Genomic DNA, 20,632 nt, shown 5'->3' with positions numbered 1-20,632 from the left:
CGTTTAACTACCTCCGTGGCCATAGATGCGGCTGGTCCATCGGCGATGTTCCGTTCCCATTCTTACCCGCTCCGGGCCACATGGATTGCAGCAACAGCATGTATAATTATACCTTTTTCTAAAATAAGTACATTAAGTGGATATAAGCAATTAAACGCTCTTCGGGAGAGATAATTGAATGATGTCGTGAAAGATATTTTAGGGCATGATGTGAAACAAAGGGCCAAAATCATGATCAGCATTAATAAAAGATGACCTAACATATTACAGGAAGTTTTACTTGAGCGAAAATATAGCTACAAATTGTTTTTAGATTATATAAAAAGATACAATGAAGTCAGGTTATTAAAAAAAGCTGGAGCGGAAATCGCTGGGGATATTTAGTTTACTAGATTATTGGCGTCATTTATAACGCCAATAACCTAATAAAAGATATTGTGGGGGATGGAAGTTTACCCTTCCTCCGTATAAAAATCAATTAATGACGATATATAAGGATCTTCCCAACCGTCGGAGATGTTTTCAAAGTCTTCATCGGGTATATTTGTCTGTCTAATTTCGAGGGACGTTCCTCTTTTATGTTCATGCAGTTTTAGTGTAACAATAGACGGAGTGTCTGTTTCTCCAAAATACCATTCCTGTACAATTTTTGTCGAAGGTTGTAGTTCCAAGAACCGGCCAGTAATAGCTCCGTCCCATAAAGAGAATTCTCCATTGACAGTGGCGTCTATGGACACCAGATCACCTGTCCATAGACGAGCCGTAATTTCAGTCGTTAATGCGAGATACAGCTCCTCTGGAGTTGCAGGAATAATAGCATATTTCTTGAATTCTTTCATAATGCAAAGTTACGCTTTCTTGTAATTTACCACTTATTTTGACTTCATTTTTATTTATCTTAATTTTATCGCAAACTATAAGGACAACATGAGTAATTTTCTGCCGAATGCTTTAGTGAAAAAATTAGGAGTGAATCCGTTATTTGATAAAGACGCATTTATAAAAGTACATGAGGAGGGGATTCGGGCTACGGCAATACGCCTTAATCCAAATAAATTGGAAGAATGTCCATTTGACAATAAGGGTAAAGTGCCCTGGTGTAATGCAGCTTATTATCTCCAAGATCGTCCAGTGTTTACATTAGATCCTCTATTTCATGCTGGTGCTTACTATCCACAAGATGCTTCTTCCATGTTTATAGATTATATTATTCAACGTTTGAAGCTAAATCTACATGCTGTTCGGGCGTTGGATTTATGTGGAGCCCCCGGCGGAAAGTCTACGTTATTAAACAGCAGCCTCCATCCCGATTCGCTCTTGGTTGCCAATGAAATTATTAAGGCTAGGGTTACAATTTTGCAGGATAATTTAATGAAATGGGGAAATGCTAACACTGTAACAACAAATAACGATCCTGCTGCCTTTAATCGTCTTCCTGGATATTTCGATTTAATGGTAGTCGATGCACCTTGCTCTGGATCTGGTATGTTTAGAAAAGATGCCGATGCCATAGAGGAGTGGTCTGAAGCTAATGTGAAACTTTGTAGTGAAAGGCAACAACGTATTTTGGCTGAAAGTTTGACCGCCTTGAAAGAGGGGGGCTATCTGTTCTATTCGACCTGTTCTTATTCATCAGAGGAAAATGAAGACATCGTTGATTGGCTATTGGATAGCGGCGATTTTGAATCTGTTGAAATAAACGTTGAAGATAATTGGGGAATTGATCATACATTTTCTGTAAAGCATCGCGGACACGGCTATCGATTTTATCCACATAAATTAGGGGGGGAGGGTTTTTTTATTGCTGTTCTTAACAAAGTTGGTGAACAGGAAACGTTCAATAGAAAAAGAATTAAACCCGAAAAGTCAGATGTGCCCAAAGGGATTTTAAATGATTGGATTTCAAATAGTGATAGTTTGCACACCTTCCTTCATCATGAAGATGTATATGTTTTTCCAAAAATGTACGAAAACGATTTAAAATATCTTCAAAATGTACTCTATCTTAAGAATGCAGGAATTAATGTCGGAAAGGTCAATAGGAAAGAGCTAATACCGAGCCATGCATTGGCTTTGAGTAATTATTTAGCAGTAGAGTATAAGACGGTAGACTTATCGCTTGAGGACGCGCGAAACTACCTTAGAAAGGAGAATATCGTTGCAGATACATTTGCTGATGATATTCAAGGGTGGACAATAGCAAGGTTTAAAGGCCAACGATTGGGCTGGATGAAGGTATTACCTAACCGAATCAATAACTATTACCCCAAAGAACTTCGCATTGTAAATTTATAAGATCTGCTTGTAGATTTGTACGAATAGCATTTCGGGCGTGCTTTCTTATAAAAGTTTTCCCTAAGAAAGGCTGACGATAATTGAACAAATATCTTCGGCAACTTCCTCTTTCGATTTTAGGCTAAACTCATGGATATTACCTGATCGTTCAATTATAGTAACCTTATTAGTGTCGGTCGCAAAGCCTGCTCCTTTATCCTGCATCGAATTGAGAACGATAAAATCTAGGTTTTTTCGAATCAATTTATCTTTGGCATTTTCCAGTTCATTATTGGTTTCCAAAGCAAATCCAATGAGCAGTTGTTGCTCATTCTTTTTAGCTCCTAAAGTAGCCAAAATATCTACTGTTTTCTTCAGCTCAATAGAGAATTCATTTTCTTTCTTTTTTATTTTTTGAGTGGCTACATTGATGGGAGTGTAGTCTGCGACAGCAGCGCTCATCACAACAATATCCGCCGCTTGGAAGTGTTCTTCACAAGCACTTAACATTTCTGCTGCTGAGGTCACTGAAATTTTGAGAACACCTTCAGGACTTTTCAGGGCGCTAGGTCCTGAAACAAGCGTGACATCCGCTCCAAGTTCTTTGAGCTGCGCAGCGATGGCATACCCCATTTTTCCACTTGAATGATTCCCAATAAAGCGGACTGGGTCTATAGCTTCATAAGTAGGGCCAGCAGATACTAACGCCTTCTTTCCGGATAAAGGGAGCGCTCGCTCTGAAAATTTAACTAAAAAATCCAGTATTTCTTCCGGCTCAGCCATGCGCCCTTCACCTATTAATCCACTAGCTAATTCCCCGTTTCCCGGAGGAATTAAGATATTGCCGTAAGAACTTAGCTTTTTGATATTAGATTGTGTAGAGGGATGTTTCCACATATCTAAATCCATCGCCGGAGCGAATAGCACTGGACATTTCGCTGATAGATATACGGCTGTTAGCAAGTTATCGCACAATCCAGTGGCCATTTTGGAAATGGTATTTGCTGTTGCAGGAGCGACTAAAATGTAATCAGCAGATAGCGCAATTTCGACATGATTATTCCATTCCCCAGTATTTGGCTGGTAATAATCGATAAGCACTGGTTTTTTGGAAAGTGTAGAAAGCGTAAGCGGGGTGATAAAGGCCGTGGCTTCTTTTGACATAATAACGTTAATCTGGGCATCTGCTTTTATCAACATGCGGATGAGGGATGCAATCTTGTATGCGGCAATACTGCCGCATACAGCAATTACAATATTTTTCCCAGCTAAAGCCATTTTTTAAGGATTAGTCCTGCTCCTTCGAGGGATTTCTGTAATACACTTTATCGTGTAAAAATTCATCGATTGCAACCAAAGTAGGCTTTGGCATACGCTCATAATGTTTTGAAATCTCTATTTGCTCGCGGTTTTCGAATACCTCTTCCAAGTTATCGTTATTACTTGCAAACTCTGCAAGTTTTCCGTTCAATTCTTCTTTAATATCTACTGCAATTTGGTTCGCGCGTTTAGAAATAACTACAATAGATTCATAGAGATTGTCAGTGCCTTTGTCCAATTGTCTCAAGTCACGTGTAACTGTAGAATTTGGAATTGAATTATTATTTTTTTGACTCATCTTTTTGGGTATTTTCTTGTTCTTTTTTCGCCTTTTGTTCTTTGATATATACTTCCTGTTCTGCAAGAGCCTTATTATACTCTTTCACTTGGGAGAGTGCAGTTTTAATGCCTTTTTCAGAATTCTCCCGAAGAGATTCTGCCTCTTTCATATGTTTGCTGTTTGGAAAATTACTTGCGAAGTTACGGTAATAATCCAAAGCTTCATCAAATCTACTTTCTTGTTTCAGGAAGATACTTTTGGATGCATAGATGTATTGAGCCTTTAATGTCAAAAACTCAATTTCTTCTGCATATTTTGTATCAGGGTATTCTTTTAGGACATTTTGCAAAGCAATGACCGCCGCCCTATAATCATCATTAAGGCCCATGTCGTAATACAGTCTTGCATTGGCAAAAGCTTTAAGCTCTAGCTTATCTCTTAATTTCTGAATAAGATCGGAAGCTTCTTTAGATCGCTCGGATTCGGGATAAAGATTAACAAAGAGCTGTAATGCGTCAATTGCCTTTCGTGTATTTGCTTGGTCCAATGTTGATCTTGGAGAATCCAAGTAATAGCAATAAGCATGCATAAACCTACATTCTTCAGCTCTTGCACTATTGGGATATACATCAGCAAAATCTTTAAAGTGAAATGCAGCTGACGTATAATCTTTCAGACGGTAGTTGGCAAATGCCAAATAATAGTAAATATTTTCTGCTTCAGCTTGTCCGCGGAATTTCGTCCGCAAGTCATCAAACAAAACTAACGCCTTGGTATATTTCTTTTTTTCATAAAGTTTTACAGCCTCTTCGTATTTTTGAGCGATATTATTGCTTGCGCGCAATTTCTCAAATTTACTCTTACAGCCAGTAAATACCAATAGAAACATCATGCCGGCACAGATAGCCGCTATACGCCTATTTAAAAACATTTTACAAAGATAAGTGAATTTGTTATACTAATCAATTAAATTTTATTGCGCAATATAGTTTAATAATTTTTTGATCGCAAAAACAAGATTTCTTATTAACATACTTTAACTCGACGAAGAGCGTAAGATGAAAATATTGTCATATACTTGTTGTTTTTGTGGGGGTAGTTAGGCCTAAGAATATACATTTTAAAATATTTGACTATCTTTACATATTACAATCATTGAATAGCATTAAGAGTATGACATTAAAAGAAAAAGTTGAGCAAGCATTAGATACCTTGAGACCATATTTGGAAACTGATGGCGGAAATGTGAGTGTCGAAGAGATTACAGCGGATAATGTCGTGCGTTTAAAATTATTGGGAGCATGTGCTTCATGTTCAATGAGCATCATGACCTTCAAAGCTGGTTTAGAGCAGGCAATAAGGAAGGCTGTTCCTGAAATTACCGCTGTTGAGGCAATTAATTTAACGGATCCCGACTCTCCTGAAGCGACTCTACCCCCTGTTAATTAGTTGTGCTCTTAACACAATTTAACGGCTAGTTCGGCTACTTTTGTTTAAATTTGTTCTATGAAGTTGCTGGTTTCAATATTTCTTATTGTCTTTTTAACTTTTTTCTTTTCCGCATCACATGCTCAGGAAAGGAAGATTGTTCAATATTCCGGTATTGTCACAACCGTTGGATCCGGGCTTCCAGTAGGTTATGCAACAGTCACCAATTTATCTTTTAGAAATGAAGCTTTTGCCGCAAATAATGAAGGTTACTTTTCTTTTGTAGCCCATGTCGGAGATACCATTCGTTTTACATCTGTGGGATTTGATCCTTTAGTGGTCACTATTCCTGAAGTTAAGGGAGACAAGTATACTGCAAATATCGTTATGCAAAATCTCGTTACGGAACTACCGATGGTTACCCCATACCCTTGGGCAAGTATCGAAGAGTTCAATATTGCTTTTATGAACCTCGACGTTTCCGAAGATAATATTGTGAGAGTAAGAAGATCCTTATCTTATGAATCTTTAGCTGCAATGGCTGCAGTAATACCGCGTGATGGAAACGAAATGCGATCAATTAACAATGCACAGAGCTTCAATACGATGAATAATAAGGTCATCAATCAACGATATGCTAATCCGTTGTTAAATCCTTTTGCTTGGGGCAATTTAATCCAGCAGATTACTAAGGGGAGTAAGAGCCGAAAAACTTCAAATTATTAATTTGTTGTCTTTAATTTGCTTAATTCTTTTACGCTTATTTTAGCAGAAAAATAAGAAACGAGCGCAGAAATTCCAGTTACCGTTACAAATACCAAAAGGTAATCGCTCCATTGACTTACCATAGGGTAACTGTCAATAATCGTATTTGCACCATCTTCTACACGAATAATTCCATAAGTTGATTGGATATAGTTAAATATAGCGCCTATCAATAGCCCTAACAAACAACCTATGAAAGCTATCATAAGGCCTTCATAAAAAAAGATGCGTTGAATCAGTTCATTATCACCGCCAAGGCCTTTCAGAATCGTCATATCCTTTTGTTTGTCTAGTACAAGCATCGTTAGTGAACCTACAATGTTAAATATGGCAATAACACTAATCAAGGTCAATATAAAGAAAACGACCCATCGTTCTACGCGAACATTTTTATATAACGTTGGGTTTTGTTCTTCTCTATTCTTTACGATATAATCAGGCCCGATTTTCTGTTGTAATACCCGCTCGAACGCATTGATATCTACGCCATCTTTTAGATAAAACTCGATTGATGAAACACGCTGATACTCTCCTAGAACTTCTTGGGCGAATGAGATTGGAGTAATGATCAAATTGTCGAAATCTTGTTGGTAACGCAATACAGCGCCTGGCGTAATCGACCGTATATTGAACTCCTCAGCAGGGTTTGATGAATTCTTTACCCCTTTTCTCGGGGAATATACTTGAATCTGCTCAGTAGATTTTTGTAATGGAATGCCAAGGTTGGCCTGCACACTTGCGCCAAGAATGGCCAGATTAATAGAATCGTGTGTAAGCTGATATTGACCGTCTACAATAATACTGTCTCCGGTTGTTTTACTCAGAGATTGCGGCTCAATTCCCTTTATATTGGCAATAAATTGTCTATTTGAATATTGCAGTAATACCTTTTCTTGTAGAACTTCAGTGTAATGAATCACATTGGGGTCTGTTCTTAATTCATCAAAAGCAGCAATTTTTGTATCGAAAAGTTTTCCTTTGGAGGGTTCTATCTTGAGTTCTGGAGCAAACTTACTGTACATAGACAAAATAAGTTGCTCCATTCCATTGAAGGAGGAAAGCAATATAATCAATGCAGCACTACTTACCATTACACCGATTACACTAATGGATGAAATAATATTAATGGCGTTGACAGATTTCTTGGAAAAAAGATATCTTTTAGCAAATAGAAAAGGCAGATTCATGACTCTTATTGTCGAATAAAGGGATTGGAATTTTTTTCAAAGCCAATCGTTGTGGACGGCCCGTGCCCAGGATATACAACGGTATCATCGGGCAAAGTATAAAGTTTTGATTTTATACTATCTAAAAGCTGTTGGTGATTGCCTCCTGGAAGATCCGTCCTACCTATGCTGTTGCGGAAGAGTACATCTCCTCCAATCAGAAATTTTTGATGAGCAGAATAGAAACAAATATGAGCTGGAGAATGACCCGGCGCCAGAATGACTTCTAGTTCGTCATTCTCCAAGTAAATGGTATCGCCGTCATTTAAAAATGTCTCTCCAATTGGGGAGATGTCATATCGGATGCCCATTTGAGGGGCATAATTCTGAACGGCTACTAAAATAGGTACTTCTCCTTCATGAAACTGTGGCAACAATCCATATCTTTCATGAACAAAACTATTTCCTAAAACATGGTCAATATGGCAATGTGTATTTAATAGAAGTTTAGGCTGAAGTTTATTGTCGGCGACAAAACTTACTACTTCTTGCTGCTCGTGCTCGCCATACATGCCCGGATCAATGATAATTGCATTTCCTGACTCGTTGTATAGTAGGTAAGTATTTTCCTGATATGGATTGAAAATAAATGATTTGATCGTAAGCATAGAGGTAAAATTACAGATTTTATTGATTTCTTACTATGGAAAGATTAACTATTCCAAATTTCCCAATTCTTTTCCGCTTGAAGGACCAACATTTCATATCCATTTTTGATTCTGGCTCCCATTTGTTTACTTTTTTGTAGAAATGTAGTTTCCTCGGGGTTGTAAATGAGATCATAACAAAGATGGTTCTCATTTAGAAATTCGTAAGGGATTTTTGGCGATTGTTCTGTATGGGGAAAAGTACCAACAGGTGAACAGTTAATAATCACCGTATGGTCTGCTAGGATAGCAGCATCCAATTCATCATAAGTCAACTGGTCTGCGCCCTTGGTTCTGCTCACTAGAGAATGCATTATTCCAAGTCGATTCAGCGCATAAATTACTGCCTTTGCAGCACCGCCATTACCTAAAATTAAGGCCTTTTTATCTACTTGGGGATTAATTAGCGGCCTTATTGACGCCTCAAAGCCATAAGCATCCGTATTGTAGCCTTTTAGCTGCGTTGCGCCATCTGCTGTATGGCTAATTCGAATACAGTTGACAGCTTGAATTGCGCTGGCCTCTTCCGAAAGCTCGTCCAAATAATCCATAACTTCAATTTTATAGGGAATGGTCACATTCACACCATAGAAATCTTTGTTGGAGGCAATTTTTGAAAAATCAGCTATCTGAGGGATGGGGTACAAGTCATAATCGACATCGGTTATTTGCTCTTGGCGGAATTTTTCTAAATAATATTTTTTTGAAAAAGAATGCCCTAATGGGTATCCTATTAGCCCTAGTTTTTTCATTTAAAGTGGGAAAATTAGGTTGTTGGAATATGAATGGCGCTTCAATTTTGATATCCGGTCATCCTTTGGCGATGACCGGATAAAGTGCCTATATTATATTAATCTTTCGGCTTTGTATATTTTTTTACAATTTCAGTGATAATCTGATTTCCTTGAAGCTGTGGGAGATAATCAAAAAGGATGTGATACTTCTCCGGATCAGTTGCTAATCCAAGTTCCAAAAAGTTCAGTGCGTCGTTATACTGTCCATTGGCGAATAGATATGCAACGATCCGGTAGTATAACTCTGCCGCATTCGGATTCTGTGTGATAGCATCGGAAATCACATCAATAGCTTCTTCAATTTTACTTTGTTCAAATAGAATTGAGGAATAATCCAGCCATGCATCAATATCCGTTGGATTCAAGCTAACGACTCTTTTATAGGCTTCCTCTGCTAGGTCTATTTGCTGTAATTTATATCGTGCATCGGCGATGGCAAACCAGTAATCTGGATTTGTATCCTCCAATTCCAATGCTTTTTTATAAAAGTGCAGCGATTCAAAGTAACGTTCTTCGAAATCTAGGGTAACCCCAATGCCAAACCAGGCATCCGCAAGTTCCGCATCTAATTTGACTGCCTTTTTATAATAGTTTCGAGCCTCTTCCATCTGCTCCAGTTTTTCATAACATTCACCTATTGCGCAATAGGTATCAGCACTGGGTTGCTCATATTCAAATGTTTGCTTGTAAACATCCAATGCTTCTTGGTAGCGATCTAAATTGACGAGAGCATTTCCCTTATTGAAATAAGCTGAAGAAAAATCATCCTTGATCAATATCGCATAGTCATAGGCGTCCAAAGCTTCTTCAAACCGGCTGATCTTATGGTATGAATTTCCTAAGTTATACCACGCGTAGTAAGAGTAAGGGTCTGAATCTATGTATTTCTTATAAAAGGAGATACTTTCTTCCTGTCTATCTAATACGTCATAACAATAAGCCAGTTCATAAAGTGCTTCTTGGTAATCCATATTGAGTTCAAGAGCCTTTTTTAGATAAATTATAGCTTTATCATAATTCATTTGGGCCTGAAATATCATCGCAATATGGAAATACACCTCATCCTTGTTGTCCAACAGAGGAAGAGCTTTAAACAGCTGTTCCAAGGCATCATCGAATTTTCCAATGCTTCCTAGTATACCACCACGGATCAAAAATATATCTCCTTCGGAGGCTTCTAATAGTTCCGCTTTATCCAATGCAGCGAGCGCATTCTGATATTGCTGAATCGTTGAAAACAGTTGCGCTTGTTTCAATAGAAATGTAATATCAAAGGGATGCTGGCTGATTGCGAATTCGGCGACCTGTAGCGCCTTTACAGGATCATTTTTTTCTGCGTAGTAATCAATAATTCCTTCAAAAGCTTTGGAGTCAAAAAAATACTGATCCTCGTTTCGAAGCATTTCCTCATATCTGTCCACCGAGATTTTTCTTTCTTCGGGGTTCTCAAATTCAAAATCCTCTTCCATTCTCAAAAGTTTAAAATCAGTATCCTGTTCTTTAATTCAAAATACTAATTTCTTATCTAATTTGATGGAACTAATTTTCCACAAATCGGATATCGTTCACAAAGTTAAGGATAAATACGTGTAAAATGAAAAAGCCGGCTATAAAGCCGGCTTTTACTATAATGGTATATATTGTATACAATTATTTTTTGATCTCAACGCGACGGTTTTGAACGCGACCTTCTTCAGTAGCATTAGATGCAACTGGGTTTTTCTCTCCGTAACCGTTAGCAGTGATGCTTGATGAAGAAACACCAGCATTTACTAAATATTGTTTTACAGAGTTAGCACGGTCTTTAGATAAAGTCATGTTATAAGCTTCAGAACCTTCAGCCGATGCATAACCATCTAATTGTACAGATGCATTGTTATCACGTAACTCTTTAGCCAATTTGTCTAATGTAGAGTAAGATGAAGTTTTCAATACTGAGCTATCAAATTCGAATTGAATTGGAGCATAGTAACCGTTAGAAGTAGTAGAGCTAACAACTGGCTCTGGGAATTTGATTGGACATCCTGAACCATCTACTGGAGTACCAGCTGGAGTTCCAGGGCATTTATCAAATTTATCAGATACACCGTCACCATCAGCATCAGCGCTTAATGTGTTAACTGTACCTTCTAAAGTGCTTACACGTTGTTTTAATGCTTCAACTTCGTTTCTCAATGAAGGATCTTTCAACTCATCGTACATTGTAGCAACTGGGTTAGCAAAAGTCAAGTTTTGTTTGTCTCTTGAACCTAGAGTGAATTCTAAACCAGCCATTACTGTAGAGAATTTACCTTTATAATCTGTACGAGCTGGACCATACAATAAGTTATCATCAGTGAAGTTCATCGTGTAACCTAAGTTCAACGCAACTACTTCAGATAATTTAAATTTAGCACCAACACCTACTGGAACGAAAGCTGTTAATTTGTTATCACGGTCACCTTTGCGTTCGCGATCTCCAAAGATACTCGATCCCCATTTCTGACCATCAGGATTGTTAGCTACATTGTATACCTCTGTACCTGTGAAGTCATTATTCGCAAATTGAATAGGATTATTTGCTAATACTCCTAAACCCACTTTGGCATAGAAATTAACTGCATTTTCTCTTCTCAAGAAATCAATAGTACCCAATTGGAATACACCGTTCAAGCTAGCTGCCCAGTTTACGTCAGTTTGTACTGATTTTGCACCCAAAGAATTTTCTGCAATAGGTCCAGATTGATCGTGATTGTAAGTTTTAATCTTACCACGGTTTGCTTCTAATTCTAAACCAAATGTGTGTGAGAATTGTTTACGAATAGTTAATCCGTAGTATTCACCAACTTTGTTTTGGAAGTAACCTACTTTTTGTCCAAAAGCATTTGATCCAGGAAGAATTGTGTTTGGTGTAGTAATACCACCTTGCACTCCGATAGACCAAGTTCTGTATTGTGATCTACCACCGAATACTTGTTGAGCTTGCGCTGTACCAGCAAAACCTAAAGCGGCAACTAATGTAGCAGCAACAGCTGTTTTTTTAATTGTAGAATAGTTCATACTCTTGTTTTTAAGGTTATTATTAATTTTAATTGTTTTCAAACTTAATTATCTTGTATTAACACTTTGGAACAGTACAATTGCCGTGCCAAAGTCTTAAAGTTATGTTAAATATTTTGTTTCCGCTATATTTTGTACTAAATTAAGGATTTAATGTGAAACAACAAAACAAAAATCCGCTACGAAAGTACCAAATTTTTGTTTTGTTTCAATACGTTTAAGAAAAAAATTAAGGTTTTTTTTTCTAAAGCAAATAATGTACGATCAAGAGCGACAATCCACCTAATAAAGCTGAAACCGGAATAGTTAATATCCAAGCCCATAACAAACTGATTGTAACTCCCCAGCGTACTGCAGAAACACGTTTAACGACACCAACACCTATGATTGCACCGGTAATGGTATGTGTGGTAGAGGCCGGAATTCCAAAATGTTCTGTAATACCTAATGTTACCGCTCCCGCTGATTCAGCACAAACTCCTTCCAATGGTGTAACTTTCGTGATTTTGGTTCCCATTGTTTTAACTATTTTCCATCCACCACTCATCGTTCCGGCTGCAATAGCCGCGTAACAAGTTAATGGAATCCACTCGGGCATGTGTTCAGTCGTTGGGACATAGCCACCCGCTACCATGGCGACCAGGATAATTCCCATGACTTTCTGAGCGTCGTTACCTCCGTGTGCAAAACTTAGCGCTGCAGAAGAAACAAGCTGTAATATTTTAAACCATTTTTCGGCCACACTTGGTCTGGAGTTTTTCGCCAGATTAATCACAATTAATGTAATGATGACCGACATCGTCATACCTATGATCGGAGCGAGCACGATAAAAGCAATAATTTTTAATGTAGCGTCAATATTGATAGCATGAATTGGATCTGCGCCCAGAATAAATGCATATGCCATACCGGATCCCGCAAATCCCCCGATAAGCGTGTGTGAAGAACTTGATGGTACTCCGTAATACCAGGTAAACAAGTTCCAGCCAATTGCTGCTAATAAACCCGCGAAAATTACTTCTAATGTAATGTATTCTTCCAATACTGTTTTTGCAATGGTATTGGCTACCTTATGGTCTGTAAAGTAGAAGTAAGCGGCAAAGTTGAATATTGCAGCCCATAAAACAGCCATTGCTGGCGTTAAAACTTTTGTTGATACAACTGTCGCAATGGAATTGGCTGCATCATGGAATCCATTGATGTAGTCAAAAGCAATTGCAAGGACAATCACAACAACGAGTAATGTTGACATCATAATCTCGTAGAATTTTTGTGCACTTATATCGAATGATTATGCGTTTTTAACTAGAATGCTTTCTAATACGTTAGCAACATCCTCACACTTATCCGTTGCGTCTTCCATTGCAGACAACACTTCTTTGTGTTTAATTAATGAAATTGCATCCTTTTCAAACTCAAAGAGGTCAGCTACAGCCTTATCAAAGATATAATCTGCTTTGTTTTCAACACTGTTGATACGCACGCATGAATCTGTAATGTTCCGAATGTTTTTTAAGTCTCTAAGCTCATGAATAGCTTTTGACACATGTTCAGTGGCTTCAACCAATAAGTCCGCAATTTCTATCATTGGTTCAGTAGCTTTTTCCACCTTATAAAGGTCCATTCTGTTGGCAGCGCCATGAATAAAGTCGGCCACATCATCCAATGAACTTGCCAAAGAGTGTATATCTTCGCGATCGAAAGGAGTGATGAAATTCTTGCCTAACTCCAAATGAATTTGATGTGTGATATTGTCGCCCTTGTGCTCCAAATCTTCCATCTTGCGCGTAAAATCTTTTTTCTTCTCAGGATTGCTTGAGTTAACAATATCTTTTAACAACTTTGACATCTCGATCAAATTGTTGCCGGCTTGTTCAAACAAAGGGAAGAATTTTTTGTCCTTTGGAACGAAGTACTGAAAAATGCTATTTAAAGACATATCTTAAATTTATTTTTACAAAAGTAATACCTTAATGTTAAGTTAATGTTAACATTGATTTTGTTTAAACACAAAAGTGTCATCATTGTTTAGTTACCAGCTTGTACTTTTTGTAACGTAAAGCCAAAAGTGGTTCCGATACCTTCCGTACTGCGCACATTGACATTTTGCTGATGTGCTTCAACAATGTGCTTAACGATCGCTAACCCTAACCCAGACCCTCCTATATCGCGTGATCGGCTTTTGTCAGTTCGGAAAAAACGTTCAAATACGCGGCTGAGATTTTTTTCCTCAATGCCATAGCCGTCGTCTGTAATTTCGATTAGAACCTGCTCAAATAATGGGAAAATCTTAATTTTTGTTGTGCCACCTTCTTTACCATATTTCAATGAGTTGTCTATCAGATTGTACAGTACCTGATGTATTTTATTGCGGTCTGCCTTCACCCAGTGTGGTGTGCCGGCCTTTGGTCTGAATTCGATTTTGATGTTGTGCTGTTTGGCTTTGTCTTCAAGGGAGTCTGTCGTGTCCTTGATCAGGTCGACAATATCAAATTTCTCAATATTAAGGACCATTTTGCCAGATTCCAATTTGGATATCTCATCAAGATCCAGAATTAGATAATTTAGCCGATCGAGATTTCTGGCAGCTTTGTTAAGGAAATTTTTTGCCATTTCCATATCCTCTTCCATAAGGCCGTCCTGCAGCGTCTCAATGTAGCCCTGTGTAGCAAAGAGTGGTGTTTTGAATTCATGTGAAATATTGGATAGGAACTCTCTTCGAAATTTTTCCTGTGATTTTAATTGTTCTATCTCGTTTTTTTTATCTTTTGCCCATGCTTTGACTTCGTTTTCAGCATCTGTAATAGGATCCTCGCTGATGTGTTCTCCAATAGCATCTTTAAGATCTTTGCCAAGTTTGAGATTGTGAATGAGTTTATACATCGTGTTGAGACGTCGATATATATATTTTTCAAATAGATAGTTAAATAGAAGAAAACTCGTTACCACCGCGACAAAGAAAATGATCAATGCTGTCTGCAGCTCGTGTTTATAATAAAAGCTGATCGTGGATATTGCAACACCAACCGCTGCTGAGTTTGCTAATAATAATTGTCTAAAATTCATTTGTTGAATAAAAAAGGCCCCTGATTTGGAGCCTAAGTTACTTATAATGATATTAATAAATTGTTAAAATTTTCCAATAATTGTTTTTGCACCTATAACCTTGTCACCAATGTTGACATTAATTTCAGTGCCCAAAGGGAGGAATAAATCTACGCGAGAACCGAATTTGATAAAACCAAACTCATTACCTTGCACCACTTCGTCCTTTTCTTTTATATACCATACAATACGGCGAGCTAGGGCTCCTGCAATTTGACGGAAAAGAACCTCTCTCCCTGCTTTATCTTTGACAACGACCGTTGTTCTTTCGTTATCTGTGGATGATTTGGGATGCCAGGCCACTAAAAATTTTCCAGGATGATATTTAAAGAATGTAACCAAACCGCTAATAGGATTTCTGTTAACGTGTACATTAACTGGCGACATAAAAATCGAAACCTGAATACGTTTATCGTGGAAATATTCATTTTCTTCGGTTTCTTCGATAACAACAACTTTCCCGTCAGCCGGACAAAGAATTATGCCGTCTTCCGGGTTGAACACTTTTTTAGGGCTTCTGAAGAACTGAACAACTGTAATAAACAGGAATGCTGATAGCGCATAAATAAACCATTTGACATACTGCGAAGCATCATAATAATCCGCAACTGCATTGATAATAAAGATAAAAAGTACAGCGATTGCTAATGTGGTGTATCCTTCTTTATGAAATTTCATATCTATTTATTTCTGCAAAGATAGTTATTTACTCGAATTGTCTATTTGTCTTTCAATTTTAATTGAATGGCTGTATACTTTTCCATCATTCCCCGTCGTAATACTCCCAGACACTTTAATGAGGTCATCCTGTGGCTTATTCTCTTTATATGTAGGAAAATAGAAATCAATGCCTTTTGCAATTCCGCTTAAGATTCCATCGAAAGACTCACTCCCCGAATCCGAAACTAACTTAAGGTTTTTTAGATTAGCCATTCCTGTTTTCTTTACCTCCACCAAATAAGAGAAGTTTACTTGTCGGGTAATTTCTATCCCCTTTTTATTGAGATTATCGTTAAAACGTTTCGCGAGGAAAGCATAAAAGTTAGCATAGTCATCGAAGCTACACGATTTGCTGTTGAATAGTTCTGCCCGCATGAAATAGTCATAAGGGAGGATGCTTAGCGACAAAAAATCTTCGTTGTTAAGATCTCCATTGTCATCATACGTTGTCGTAAGCACACCATTTAAAAACCGTTGTGTCATGGCATACACAGGCTGCTGGCCAACATTGTAAAAATACGTATTCCAGTTTCCTTGGGGCTTGCCATTTTTCACCTTTCCTTTATGTAGGTAAAAATCAAATCCAAATTCGGTAAAGCCTTCAAAGGGAATGGAAAATTCATAATTACCTTCACCATCCATTACCTCTTGCTTTCCCCTATTGTCCCAGTAATCTTTAATAAAGTAGCCTTTCTCGCTATAAGTGACGGTCAATAACGGCTTTCCGTCAGGATAGTAATATTTCCAGTCACCAGTAGGGAAATTATTTCGGAAAGTTACCTCCCATTTTAATACGCCGTTTGGATGATAAGCTTGAAACAAACCTTCTTTTTTACCGTCTGTGTAAGTTCCGATGAGTATTCTATTGCCATTGGGCGCAAAATCGCGAAATTCACCTTCGAATGACTGTTTGGTGAAGTCGAATTTACTAACACGCTCAATAGATTTAAACTCGCACTCTTTCGAAACCAGATAGTAGTATTTGTCGAAATAAAAACGAATCAGCCCTTGATCTAATTTTTCGTAGAATACAGGCTTCTCATCCTGTGCGTGAAGGTTTGTAAAAATGCACACAGAAATGAATAACAATAGATGGATGAGTTTTTTAATCATAATATTAATGCGCTTCAAGCCAATTTTTGCCCTCTCCAATTTCTACAACCAATGGTACATTTGTTTTGATTGCATTGGTCATTTTATCCTGTATGATTTCCTTAAAAAGCTGTATTTCGCTTTTAGGTATGTCAAAAACCAATTCATCATGTACCTGCATAATCATTTTACCCGATAAGCCTTGCTGCTCAATTTCATTTTGAATGGCAATCATGGCAAGTTTAATTAAATCTGCGGCCGAACCCTGGATAGGTGCATTAATAGCATTTCTTTCTGCAAATCCACGAACCGTCATATTTGCCGAATTGATATCTCTAAGATAACGCCTTCGCTTTAAAATTGTTTCAACATAACCATTCTCTTTTGCAAACTCGATCGCATCACTCATATATCTTTTTATCCCTGTATATTGGTTAAAATACTCGTTGATAATATCAGACGCTTCTTTGCGTGATATGCCAAGATTTTGGGAAAGACCAAATGCCGATTGACCATATATAATACCGAAGTTAACGGCTTTAGCATTGCGGCGTTGTTCGGAAGTAACGGCATCAAAATCAGTATGGTATACTTTTGCGGCCGTTGCCCGGTGGATATCATGTCCTTGACTAAATGCCTCCATCATATTTTGATCTTTACTTAACTCGGCGATTAGGCGCAGTTCAATTTGCGAATAATCGGCTGATAGAATCACATGCTCTTCAGATCGTGGAATAAACGCTTTTCTTACCTCTCTACCTCTTTCGGTACGTATCGGGATATTTTGTAAATTCGGATTCGTCGAGCTCAGACGGCCAGTTGCAGCAACAGCTTGATTGTAAGATGTGTGAATTAATCCTGTTTCGGGGTTTATTAACTCTGGCAGCGCATCAACGTAAGTTGATTTTAGTTTTTGCATTTGCCTGAAGTTTAAAATATCTTGAACGATGTCTGATTTATGAGCTAATGCTAATAATACATCTTCTCCCGTTTTGTACTGGCCCGTTTTTGTTTTTTTCGCTTTGGGATCCAACTGGAGTTTGTCGAATAAAACTTCACCCAGTTGTTTTGGAGAAGCAATGTTGAAATTTACACCTGCTTTCTCAAAAATAGATCCCTCTAGATTTTTGATATCCTGCTCCAAAGTTTTTGAAAATTCTTCAAGTGCCGGAACGTCAATTTTTACACCATTTCGTTCAATTTCAGCGAGTATATATACTAATGGGAATTCAACATCCTGAGCGAGTTCTATGGTGTTGGTCTCGATAAGGAGAGGTTGAAATATATTTTTTAACTGTAATGTGATATCTGCGTCCTCGGCTGCATATTCCTTTATTTTTTCAATCTCCACATCGCGCATATTTCCTTGTTTCTTGCCTTTTTCCCCTATAAGTTCAGTGATGGATACTGGACTGTAATTAAGATAATTTTCTGCGAGGAGGTCCATACCATGACGGGTATCTGGATCAATCAGATAATGTGCAACCATCGTGTCAAAAAGAGGCCCTTTTACTTTTACACCGTATCGTGCCAAAAGTAAAATATCATATTTAATATTTTGTCCCACTTTTTCGATGTTCGGATTTTCAAATACTGTTTTAAAAATATCGACTACAGCTTGTGCTCCTTCACGGTCTGCTGGAGTGGGGATATAGTAAGCTCTGGCATTTTCAAAGGAGAATGATAAGCCTACGATGTCCGCGAGATTAGCGTCCAATCCTGTCGTTTCCGTATCGAAACAAAAACTATTCAAAGAAGACAGCTTTTCGGCAAGCTCTTTTTGTTTTTCTTGTGTATCGGCCAAAATATAATCATGCGCCGTATTATGGATGTTATTTATTTCAGTATTATCAACGATTGCTTGAGTAGTGACATCTGTTGTTGTCACGGTAGTTACTGTTGTAGAAAATAAATCCATTTGGCCAGTTGTGGAGGCGCTTCTGTCAAGAACGGAGAAATCTTCGCCGAAAACCCGTTTTCCAAGTGTCCTGAATTCTAGTTCCGCAAATAGTGGTTCAAGAATTTCTTTGTTTGGATCTTCCAGCTCAAGTGATTTTTCGTCCAGGTCAATTGGTACATCCAATAAAATGGTAGCTAATTTTTTGGAGATAAGTCCTTGTTCAGCAAAGTTTTCTACGTTTTCACGCATTTTTCCTTTGAGTTGATCCGCGTTAGCAATAATGCCTTCGACAGATCCGTATTCCTGCACAAGTTTTTTTGCTGTTTTCTCACCGATGCCCGGTATACCCGGTATATTGTCTACAGCGTCACCCCAAAGGCCGAGGATATCGATGACTTGACAGACATCAGAAACTTCCCATTTTTCCAAAATCTCTTTGACACCTTGTACCTCTGCTCCGTTACCCATACGGGCAGGTTTGTAGATAAAGATATTGTCCGATACGAGCTGGCCAAAATCTTTATCCGGTGTCATGCAATAGACCTTAAAATCTTGTTTTTCAGCTTTTTTTGCTAAGGTCCCGATAATATCATCTGCTTCATACCCATCCATTGTAATAATCGGGATATTGAAGCCTTCGATTAAACGGTTTATATAGGGAATAGAGGACGCAAGGTCCTCAGGCATAGACTCACGGTGCGCTTTATAAGCTTCAAATTCAATATGTCGGGCGGTAGGAGCTGCGGTGTCAAACACTACTGCTATATGAGAAGGTTGCTGATTTTTCAATACGTCCAAAAGCGTATTGGTAAATCCCATGATTGCTCCTGTATTTAACCCATTTGAGGTAATTCGGGGAGTTTTGCTCAATGCAAAATAAGCTCTATATATAAGAGCCATTCCATCTAAAAGAAATAGTTTTTTCACAAAATTGAATTTTAGTGTCTATTGCAAAGGTAAGAAATTCATTAACGGGTAAGTTTAATAAATTTTTCCGATTTTTGCAGCATGACACATTTAATGCAGCAGGAGTTATGAGAGGATTGGTAACTAAATCGACAGGTAGTTGGTATCAGGTTTTGGGCGAAGATAATCGAAGATACGATTGTCGGATCAAAGGGAAGTTTCGCACCAAAGGGATAAAAACAACGAATCCTGTTGCTGTTGGAGACTGGGTTCATTTTGAGGTGGAGCCGGATCAGGAAAGTGCCGTCATTCATGAATTAGAACCTCGCCGGAATTACATTATTCGTAAGTCTGTCAATCTCTCCAAGCAAACCCAGATTATAGGAGCAAATTTGGATCAGGCATTTCTGGTGGTGACTTTGGCCTCTCCACCGACTTCCTTGGGATTTATTGATCGTTTTTTAGTGACTACAGAAGCATATGGTATTCCGGCAGTAATAATATTCAATAAATTGGATCTATTCAGTGATGAAGGATTGGAGGTTTTGGCAGACTATAAGGCAATTTATACAGGTATCGGATATCCCTGCTTTGAAGTCTCTGCGTTAACGGGGACAAATATAGACGTGGTCAAGGAACTGCTTAAGGATAAAATAACGTTAGTGTCAGGACATTCAGGAGTTGGTAAATCAACATTAATCAATGCAATTGTTCCAGCATATGGATTAAAGACCGGTGAAATCTCCGACTGGTCCGACAAAGGAAAGCATACGACCACTTTTGCTGAAATGTTCGATCTGCCTTTCGGGGGGAAGCTGATTGACACGCCCGGCATTCGTGAATTGGGCATTGTTGACATAGAGAAACAAGAGCTATCCCATTTTTTTCCAGAGATGCGTGCCTTGATGAACCAGTGTCGATTTAATAATTGCAGACATATCAACGAACCTGGCTGTGTTATCATGGAAGCTGTGGAAAAAGAGCGGATCGAAAGTTCGCGCTACGATAGTTACCTCAGTATGTACCATAATGAAGATAGCAGAGCGTAATTAACATAAAGGGCTTCTCTTTCTTATTCATAAAAAATGCCCCAAAAAGTGGCTAACTTTTTGGGAACACTGCATCGATGGGGAGCC

The 20,632-nt window shown here is 38.1% G+C and carries 19 protein-coding genes; 4 read left to right on the top strand and 15 right to left on the bottom strand.

All coding sequences use genetic code 11. The annotated features are described in order from the left end of the window. Window positions 1-452 precede the first annotated feature (452 nt). The gene (locus tag B3139_RS20195) at window positions 453-839 is read right to left on the bottom strand and encodes an SRPBCC domain-containing protein (RefSeq protein ID WP_209582119.1); all 387 of its coding nucleotides are present in this window, start codon (window positions 837-839) and stop codon (window positions 453-455) included. Between the two features lie 88 nt (window positions 840-927). On the opposite strand from B3139_RS20195, the gene B3139_RS20190 reads away from it, so the two are divergent. Continuing rightward, a complete protein-coding gene (locus B3139_RS20190; RefSeq protein WP_293885284.1) occupies window positions 928-2,295 on the top strand; it encodes a methyltransferase RsmF C-terminal domain-like protein in 1,368 nt (455 codons plus the stop codon). Window positions 2,296-2,355: 60 nt separating this feature from the next. Here B3139_RS20190 and coaBC read toward each other — a convergent pair whose 3' ends face one another. Genes coaBC through B3139_RS20175 form a run of 3 tightly spaced genes read right to left on the bottom strand, consistent with a single transcriptional unit; the run spans window position 2,356 to window position 4,805 of the window. Then, on the bottom strand, window positions 2,356-3,552 hold the full coding sequence (coaBC, locus tag B3139_RS20185) for a bifunctional phosphopantothenoylcysteine decarboxylase/phosphopantothenate--cysteine ligase CoaBC (protein ID WP_293885282.1): 1,197 nt from the start codon (window positions 3,550-3,552) through the stop codon (window positions 2,356-2,358). A gap of 10 nt (window positions 3,553-3,562) precedes the next feature. Next, window positions 3,563-3,892: a DNA-directed RNA polymerase subunit omega gene (locus B3139_RS20180; RefSeq protein ID WP_075990346.1), complete on the bottom strand. Its 330-nt coding sequence runs from the start codon at window positions 3,890-3,892 to the stop codon at window positions 3,563-3,565. After that, complete coding sequence (locus tag B3139_RS20175) at window positions 3,876-4,805, bottom strand: outer membrane protein assembly factor BamD (RefSeq protein WP_209582102.1); 930 nt, start codon at window positions 4,803-4,805, stop codon at window positions 3,876-3,878. The genes B3139_RS20180 and B3139_RS20175 overlap by 17 nt, the downstream gene beginning before the upstream one ends. Before the next feature lie 242 nt (window positions 4,806-5,047). Between B3139_RS20175 and B3139_RS20170 the strand changes: the two genes are divergently transcribed. Next, window positions 5,048-5,323, top strand: coding sequence for a NifU family protein (locus B3139_RS20170; RefSeq protein WP_209582127.1), 276 nt, complete (start codon window positions 5,048-5,050; stop codon window positions 5,321-5,323). A 57-nt stretch (window positions 5,324-5,380) separates the two neighbouring features. After that, complete coding sequence (locus B3139_RS20165; protein WP_293885279.1) at window positions 5,381-6,028, top strand: hypothetical protein; 648 nt, start codon at window positions 5,381-5,383, stop codon at window positions 6,026-6,028. Here B3139_RS20165 and B3139_RS20160 read toward each other — a convergent pair. The 11 genes from B3139_RS20160 to polA all read right to left on the bottom strand — a co-directional run bounded on the left by B3139_RS20160 (window position 6,025) and on the right by polA (window position 19,517). Further along, window positions 6,025-7,254, bottom strand: a complete 1,230-nt coding sequence (locus B3139_RS20160) for an FtsX-like permease family protein (protein WP_293885277.1) — start codon at window positions 7,252-7,254, stop codon at window positions 6,025-6,027. The genes B3139_RS20165 and B3139_RS20160 overlap by 4 nt on opposite strands. 5 nt (window positions 7,255-7,259) lie before the next feature. After that, window positions 7,260-7,901 carry an MBL fold metallo-hydrolase gene (locus tag B3139_RS20155; protein ID WP_293885276.1) on the bottom strand — a complete coding sequence of 214 codons (642 nt, stop codon included), beginning with the start codon at window positions 7,899-7,901 and terminating at the stop codon, window positions 7,260-7,262. A gap of 44 nt (window positions 7,902-7,945) precedes the next feature. Continuing rightward, window positions 7,946-8,692, bottom strand: a complete 747-nt coding sequence (locus tag B3139_RS20150; RefSeq protein ID WP_293885274.1) for a shikimate dehydrogenase family protein — start codon at window positions 8,690-8,692, stop codon at window positions 7,946-7,948. 98 nt (window positions 8,693-8,790) lie between these two features. Beyond that, window positions 8,791-10,203, bottom strand: a complete 1,413-nt coding sequence (locus tag B3139_RS20145; RefSeq protein ID WP_293885273.1) for a tetratricopeptide repeat protein — start codon at window positions 10,201-10,203, stop codon at window positions 8,791-8,793. Window positions 10,204-10,384: 181 nt separating this feature from the next. Further along, on the bottom strand, window positions 10,385-11,773 hold the full coding sequence (locus tag B3139_RS20140) for an OmpA family protein (protein ID WP_293885291.1): 1,389 nt from the start codon (window positions 11,771-11,773) through the stop codon (window positions 10,385-10,387). A 244-nt stretch (window positions 11,774-12,017) separates the two neighbouring features. Then, the gene (locus B3139_RS20135) at window positions 12,018-13,028 is read right to left on the bottom strand and encodes an inorganic phosphate transporter (protein WP_209582091.1); all 1,011 of its coding nucleotides are present in this window, start codon (window positions 13,026-13,028) and stop codon (window positions 12,018-12,020) included. Between the two features lie 36 nt (window positions 13,029-13,064). After that, window positions 13,065-13,712 (bottom strand): DUF47 domain-containing protein, encoded by a 648-nt coding sequence (locus tag B3139_RS20130; protein WP_209582087.1) that lies wholly within the window; start codon window positions 13,710-13,712, stop codon window positions 13,065-13,067. Between the two features lie 89 nt (window positions 13,713-13,801). After that, window positions 13,802-14,839, bottom strand: coding sequence for a sensor histidine kinase (locus tag B3139_RS20125; RefSeq protein WP_209582084.1), 1,038 nt, complete (start codon window positions 14,837-14,839; stop codon window positions 13,802-13,804). 63 nt (window positions 14,840-14,902) lie between these two features. Continuing rightward, window positions 14,903-15,556, bottom strand: a complete 654-nt coding sequence (locus tag B3139_RS20120) for a phosphatidylserine decarboxylase family protein (protein WP_209582081.1) — start codon at window positions 15,554-15,556, stop codon at window positions 14,903-14,905. Between the two features lie 24 nt (window positions 15,557-15,580). Further along, the gene (locus tag B3139_RS20115) at window positions 15,581-16,711 is read right to left on the bottom strand and encodes a toxin-antitoxin system YwqK family antitoxin (protein ID WP_293885271.1); all 1,131 of its coding nucleotides are present in this window, start codon (window positions 16,709-16,711) and stop codon (window positions 15,581-15,583) included. 4 nt (window positions 16,712-16,715) lie between these two features. Continuing rightward, window positions 16,716-19,517 (bottom strand): DNA polymerase I, encoded by a 2,802-nt coding sequence (gene polA, locus B3139_RS20110; RefSeq protein ID WP_293885270.1) that lies wholly within the window; start codon window positions 19,515-19,517, stop codon window positions 16,716-16,718. 107 nt (window positions 19,518-19,624) lie between these two features. Here polA and rsgA point away from each other — a divergent pair, with 107 nt between their 5' ends. Beyond that, window positions 19,625-20,545: a ribosome small subunit-dependent GTPase A gene (gene rsgA / locus B3139_RS20105; RefSeq protein ID WP_293885269.1), complete on the top strand. Its 921-nt coding sequence runs from the start codon at window positions 19,625-19,627 to the stop codon at window positions 20,543-20,545. The last annotated feature ends 87 nt before the right edge of the window (window positions 20,546-20,632 follow it).

It is taken from the genome of Sphingobacterium sp. UBA1498, from assembly GCF_002325125.1.
GTDB lineage: Bacteria > Bacteroidota > Bacteroidia > Sphingobacteriales > Sphingobacteriaceae > Sphingobacterium.
Note: the sequence above shows the minus strand (reverse complement) of the source record. Positions and strands in the feature narration are given on the sequence as shown.

Bases quoted from the DNA above. Each gene is read 5' to 3' on its own strand.
- B3139_RS20195 (WP_209582119.1), bottom strand. From the start codon at position 839: ATGAAAGAATTCAAGAAATATGCTATTATTCCTGCAACTCCAGAGGAG.
- B3139_RS20190 (WP_293885284.1), top strand. From the start codon at position 928: ATGAGTAATTTTCTGCCGAATGCTTTAGTGAAAAAATTAGGAGTGAAT.
- coaBC (WP_293885282.1), bottom strand. From the start codon at position 3,552: ATGGCTTTAGCTGGGAAAAATATTGTAATTGCTGTATGCGGCAGTATT.
- B3139_RS20180 (WP_075990346.1), bottom strand. From the start codon at position 3,892: ATGAGTCAAAAAAATAATAATTCAATTCCAAATTCTACAGTTACACGT.
- B3139_RS20175 (WP_209582102.1), bottom strand. From the start codon at position 4,805: ATGTTTTTAAATAGGCGTATAGCGGCTATCTGTGCCGGCATGATGTTT.
- B3139_RS20170 (WP_209582127.1), top strand. From the start codon at position 5,048: ATGACATTAAAAGAAAAAGTTGAGCAAGCATTAGATACCTTGAGACCA.
- B3139_RS20165 (WP_293885279.1), top strand. From the start codon at position 5,381: ATGAAGTTGCTGGTTTCAATATTTCTTATTGTCTTTTTAACTTTTTTC.
- B3139_RS20160 (WP_293885277.1), bottom strand. From the start codon at position 7,254: ATGAATCTGCCTTTTCTATTTGCTAAAAGATATCTTTTTTCCAAGAAA.
- B3139_RS20155 (WP_293885276.1), bottom strand. From the start codon at position 7,901: ATGCTTACGATCAAATCATTTATTTTCAATCCATATCAGGAAAATACT.
- B3139_RS20150 (WP_293885274.1), bottom strand. From the start codon at position 8,692: ATGAAAAAACTAGGGCTAATAGGATACCCATTAGGGCATTCTTTTTCA.
- B3139_RS20145 (WP_293885273.1), bottom strand. From the start codon at position 10,203: ATGGAAGAGGATTTTGAATTTGAGAACCCCGAAGAAAGAAAAATCTCG.
- B3139_RS20140 (WP_293885291.1), bottom strand. From the start codon at position 11,773: ATGAACTATTCTACAATTAAAAAAACAGCTGTTGCTGCTACATTAGTT.
- B3139_RS20135 (WP_209582091.1), bottom strand. From the start codon at position 13,028: ATGATGTCAACATTACTCGTTGTTGTGATTGTCCTTGCAATTGCTTTT.
- B3139_RS20130 (WP_209582087.1), bottom strand. From the start codon at position 13,712: ATGTCTTTAAATAGCATTTTTCAGTACTTCGTTCCAAAGGACAAAAAA.
- B3139_RS20125 (WP_209582084.1), bottom strand. From the start codon at position 14,839: ATGAATTTTAGACAATTATTATTAGCAAACTCAGCAGCGGTTGGTGTT.
- B3139_RS20120 (WP_209582081.1), bottom strand. From the start codon at position 15,556: ATGAAATTTCATAAAGAAGGATACACCACATTAGCAATCGCTGTACTT.
- B3139_RS20115 (WP_293885271.1), bottom strand. From the start codon at position 16,711: ATGATTAAAAAACTCATCCATCTATTGTTATTCATTTCTGTGTGCATT.
- rsgA (WP_293885269.1), top strand. From the start codon at position 19,625: ATGAGAGGATTGGTAACTAAATCGACAGGTAGTTGGTATCAGGTTTTG.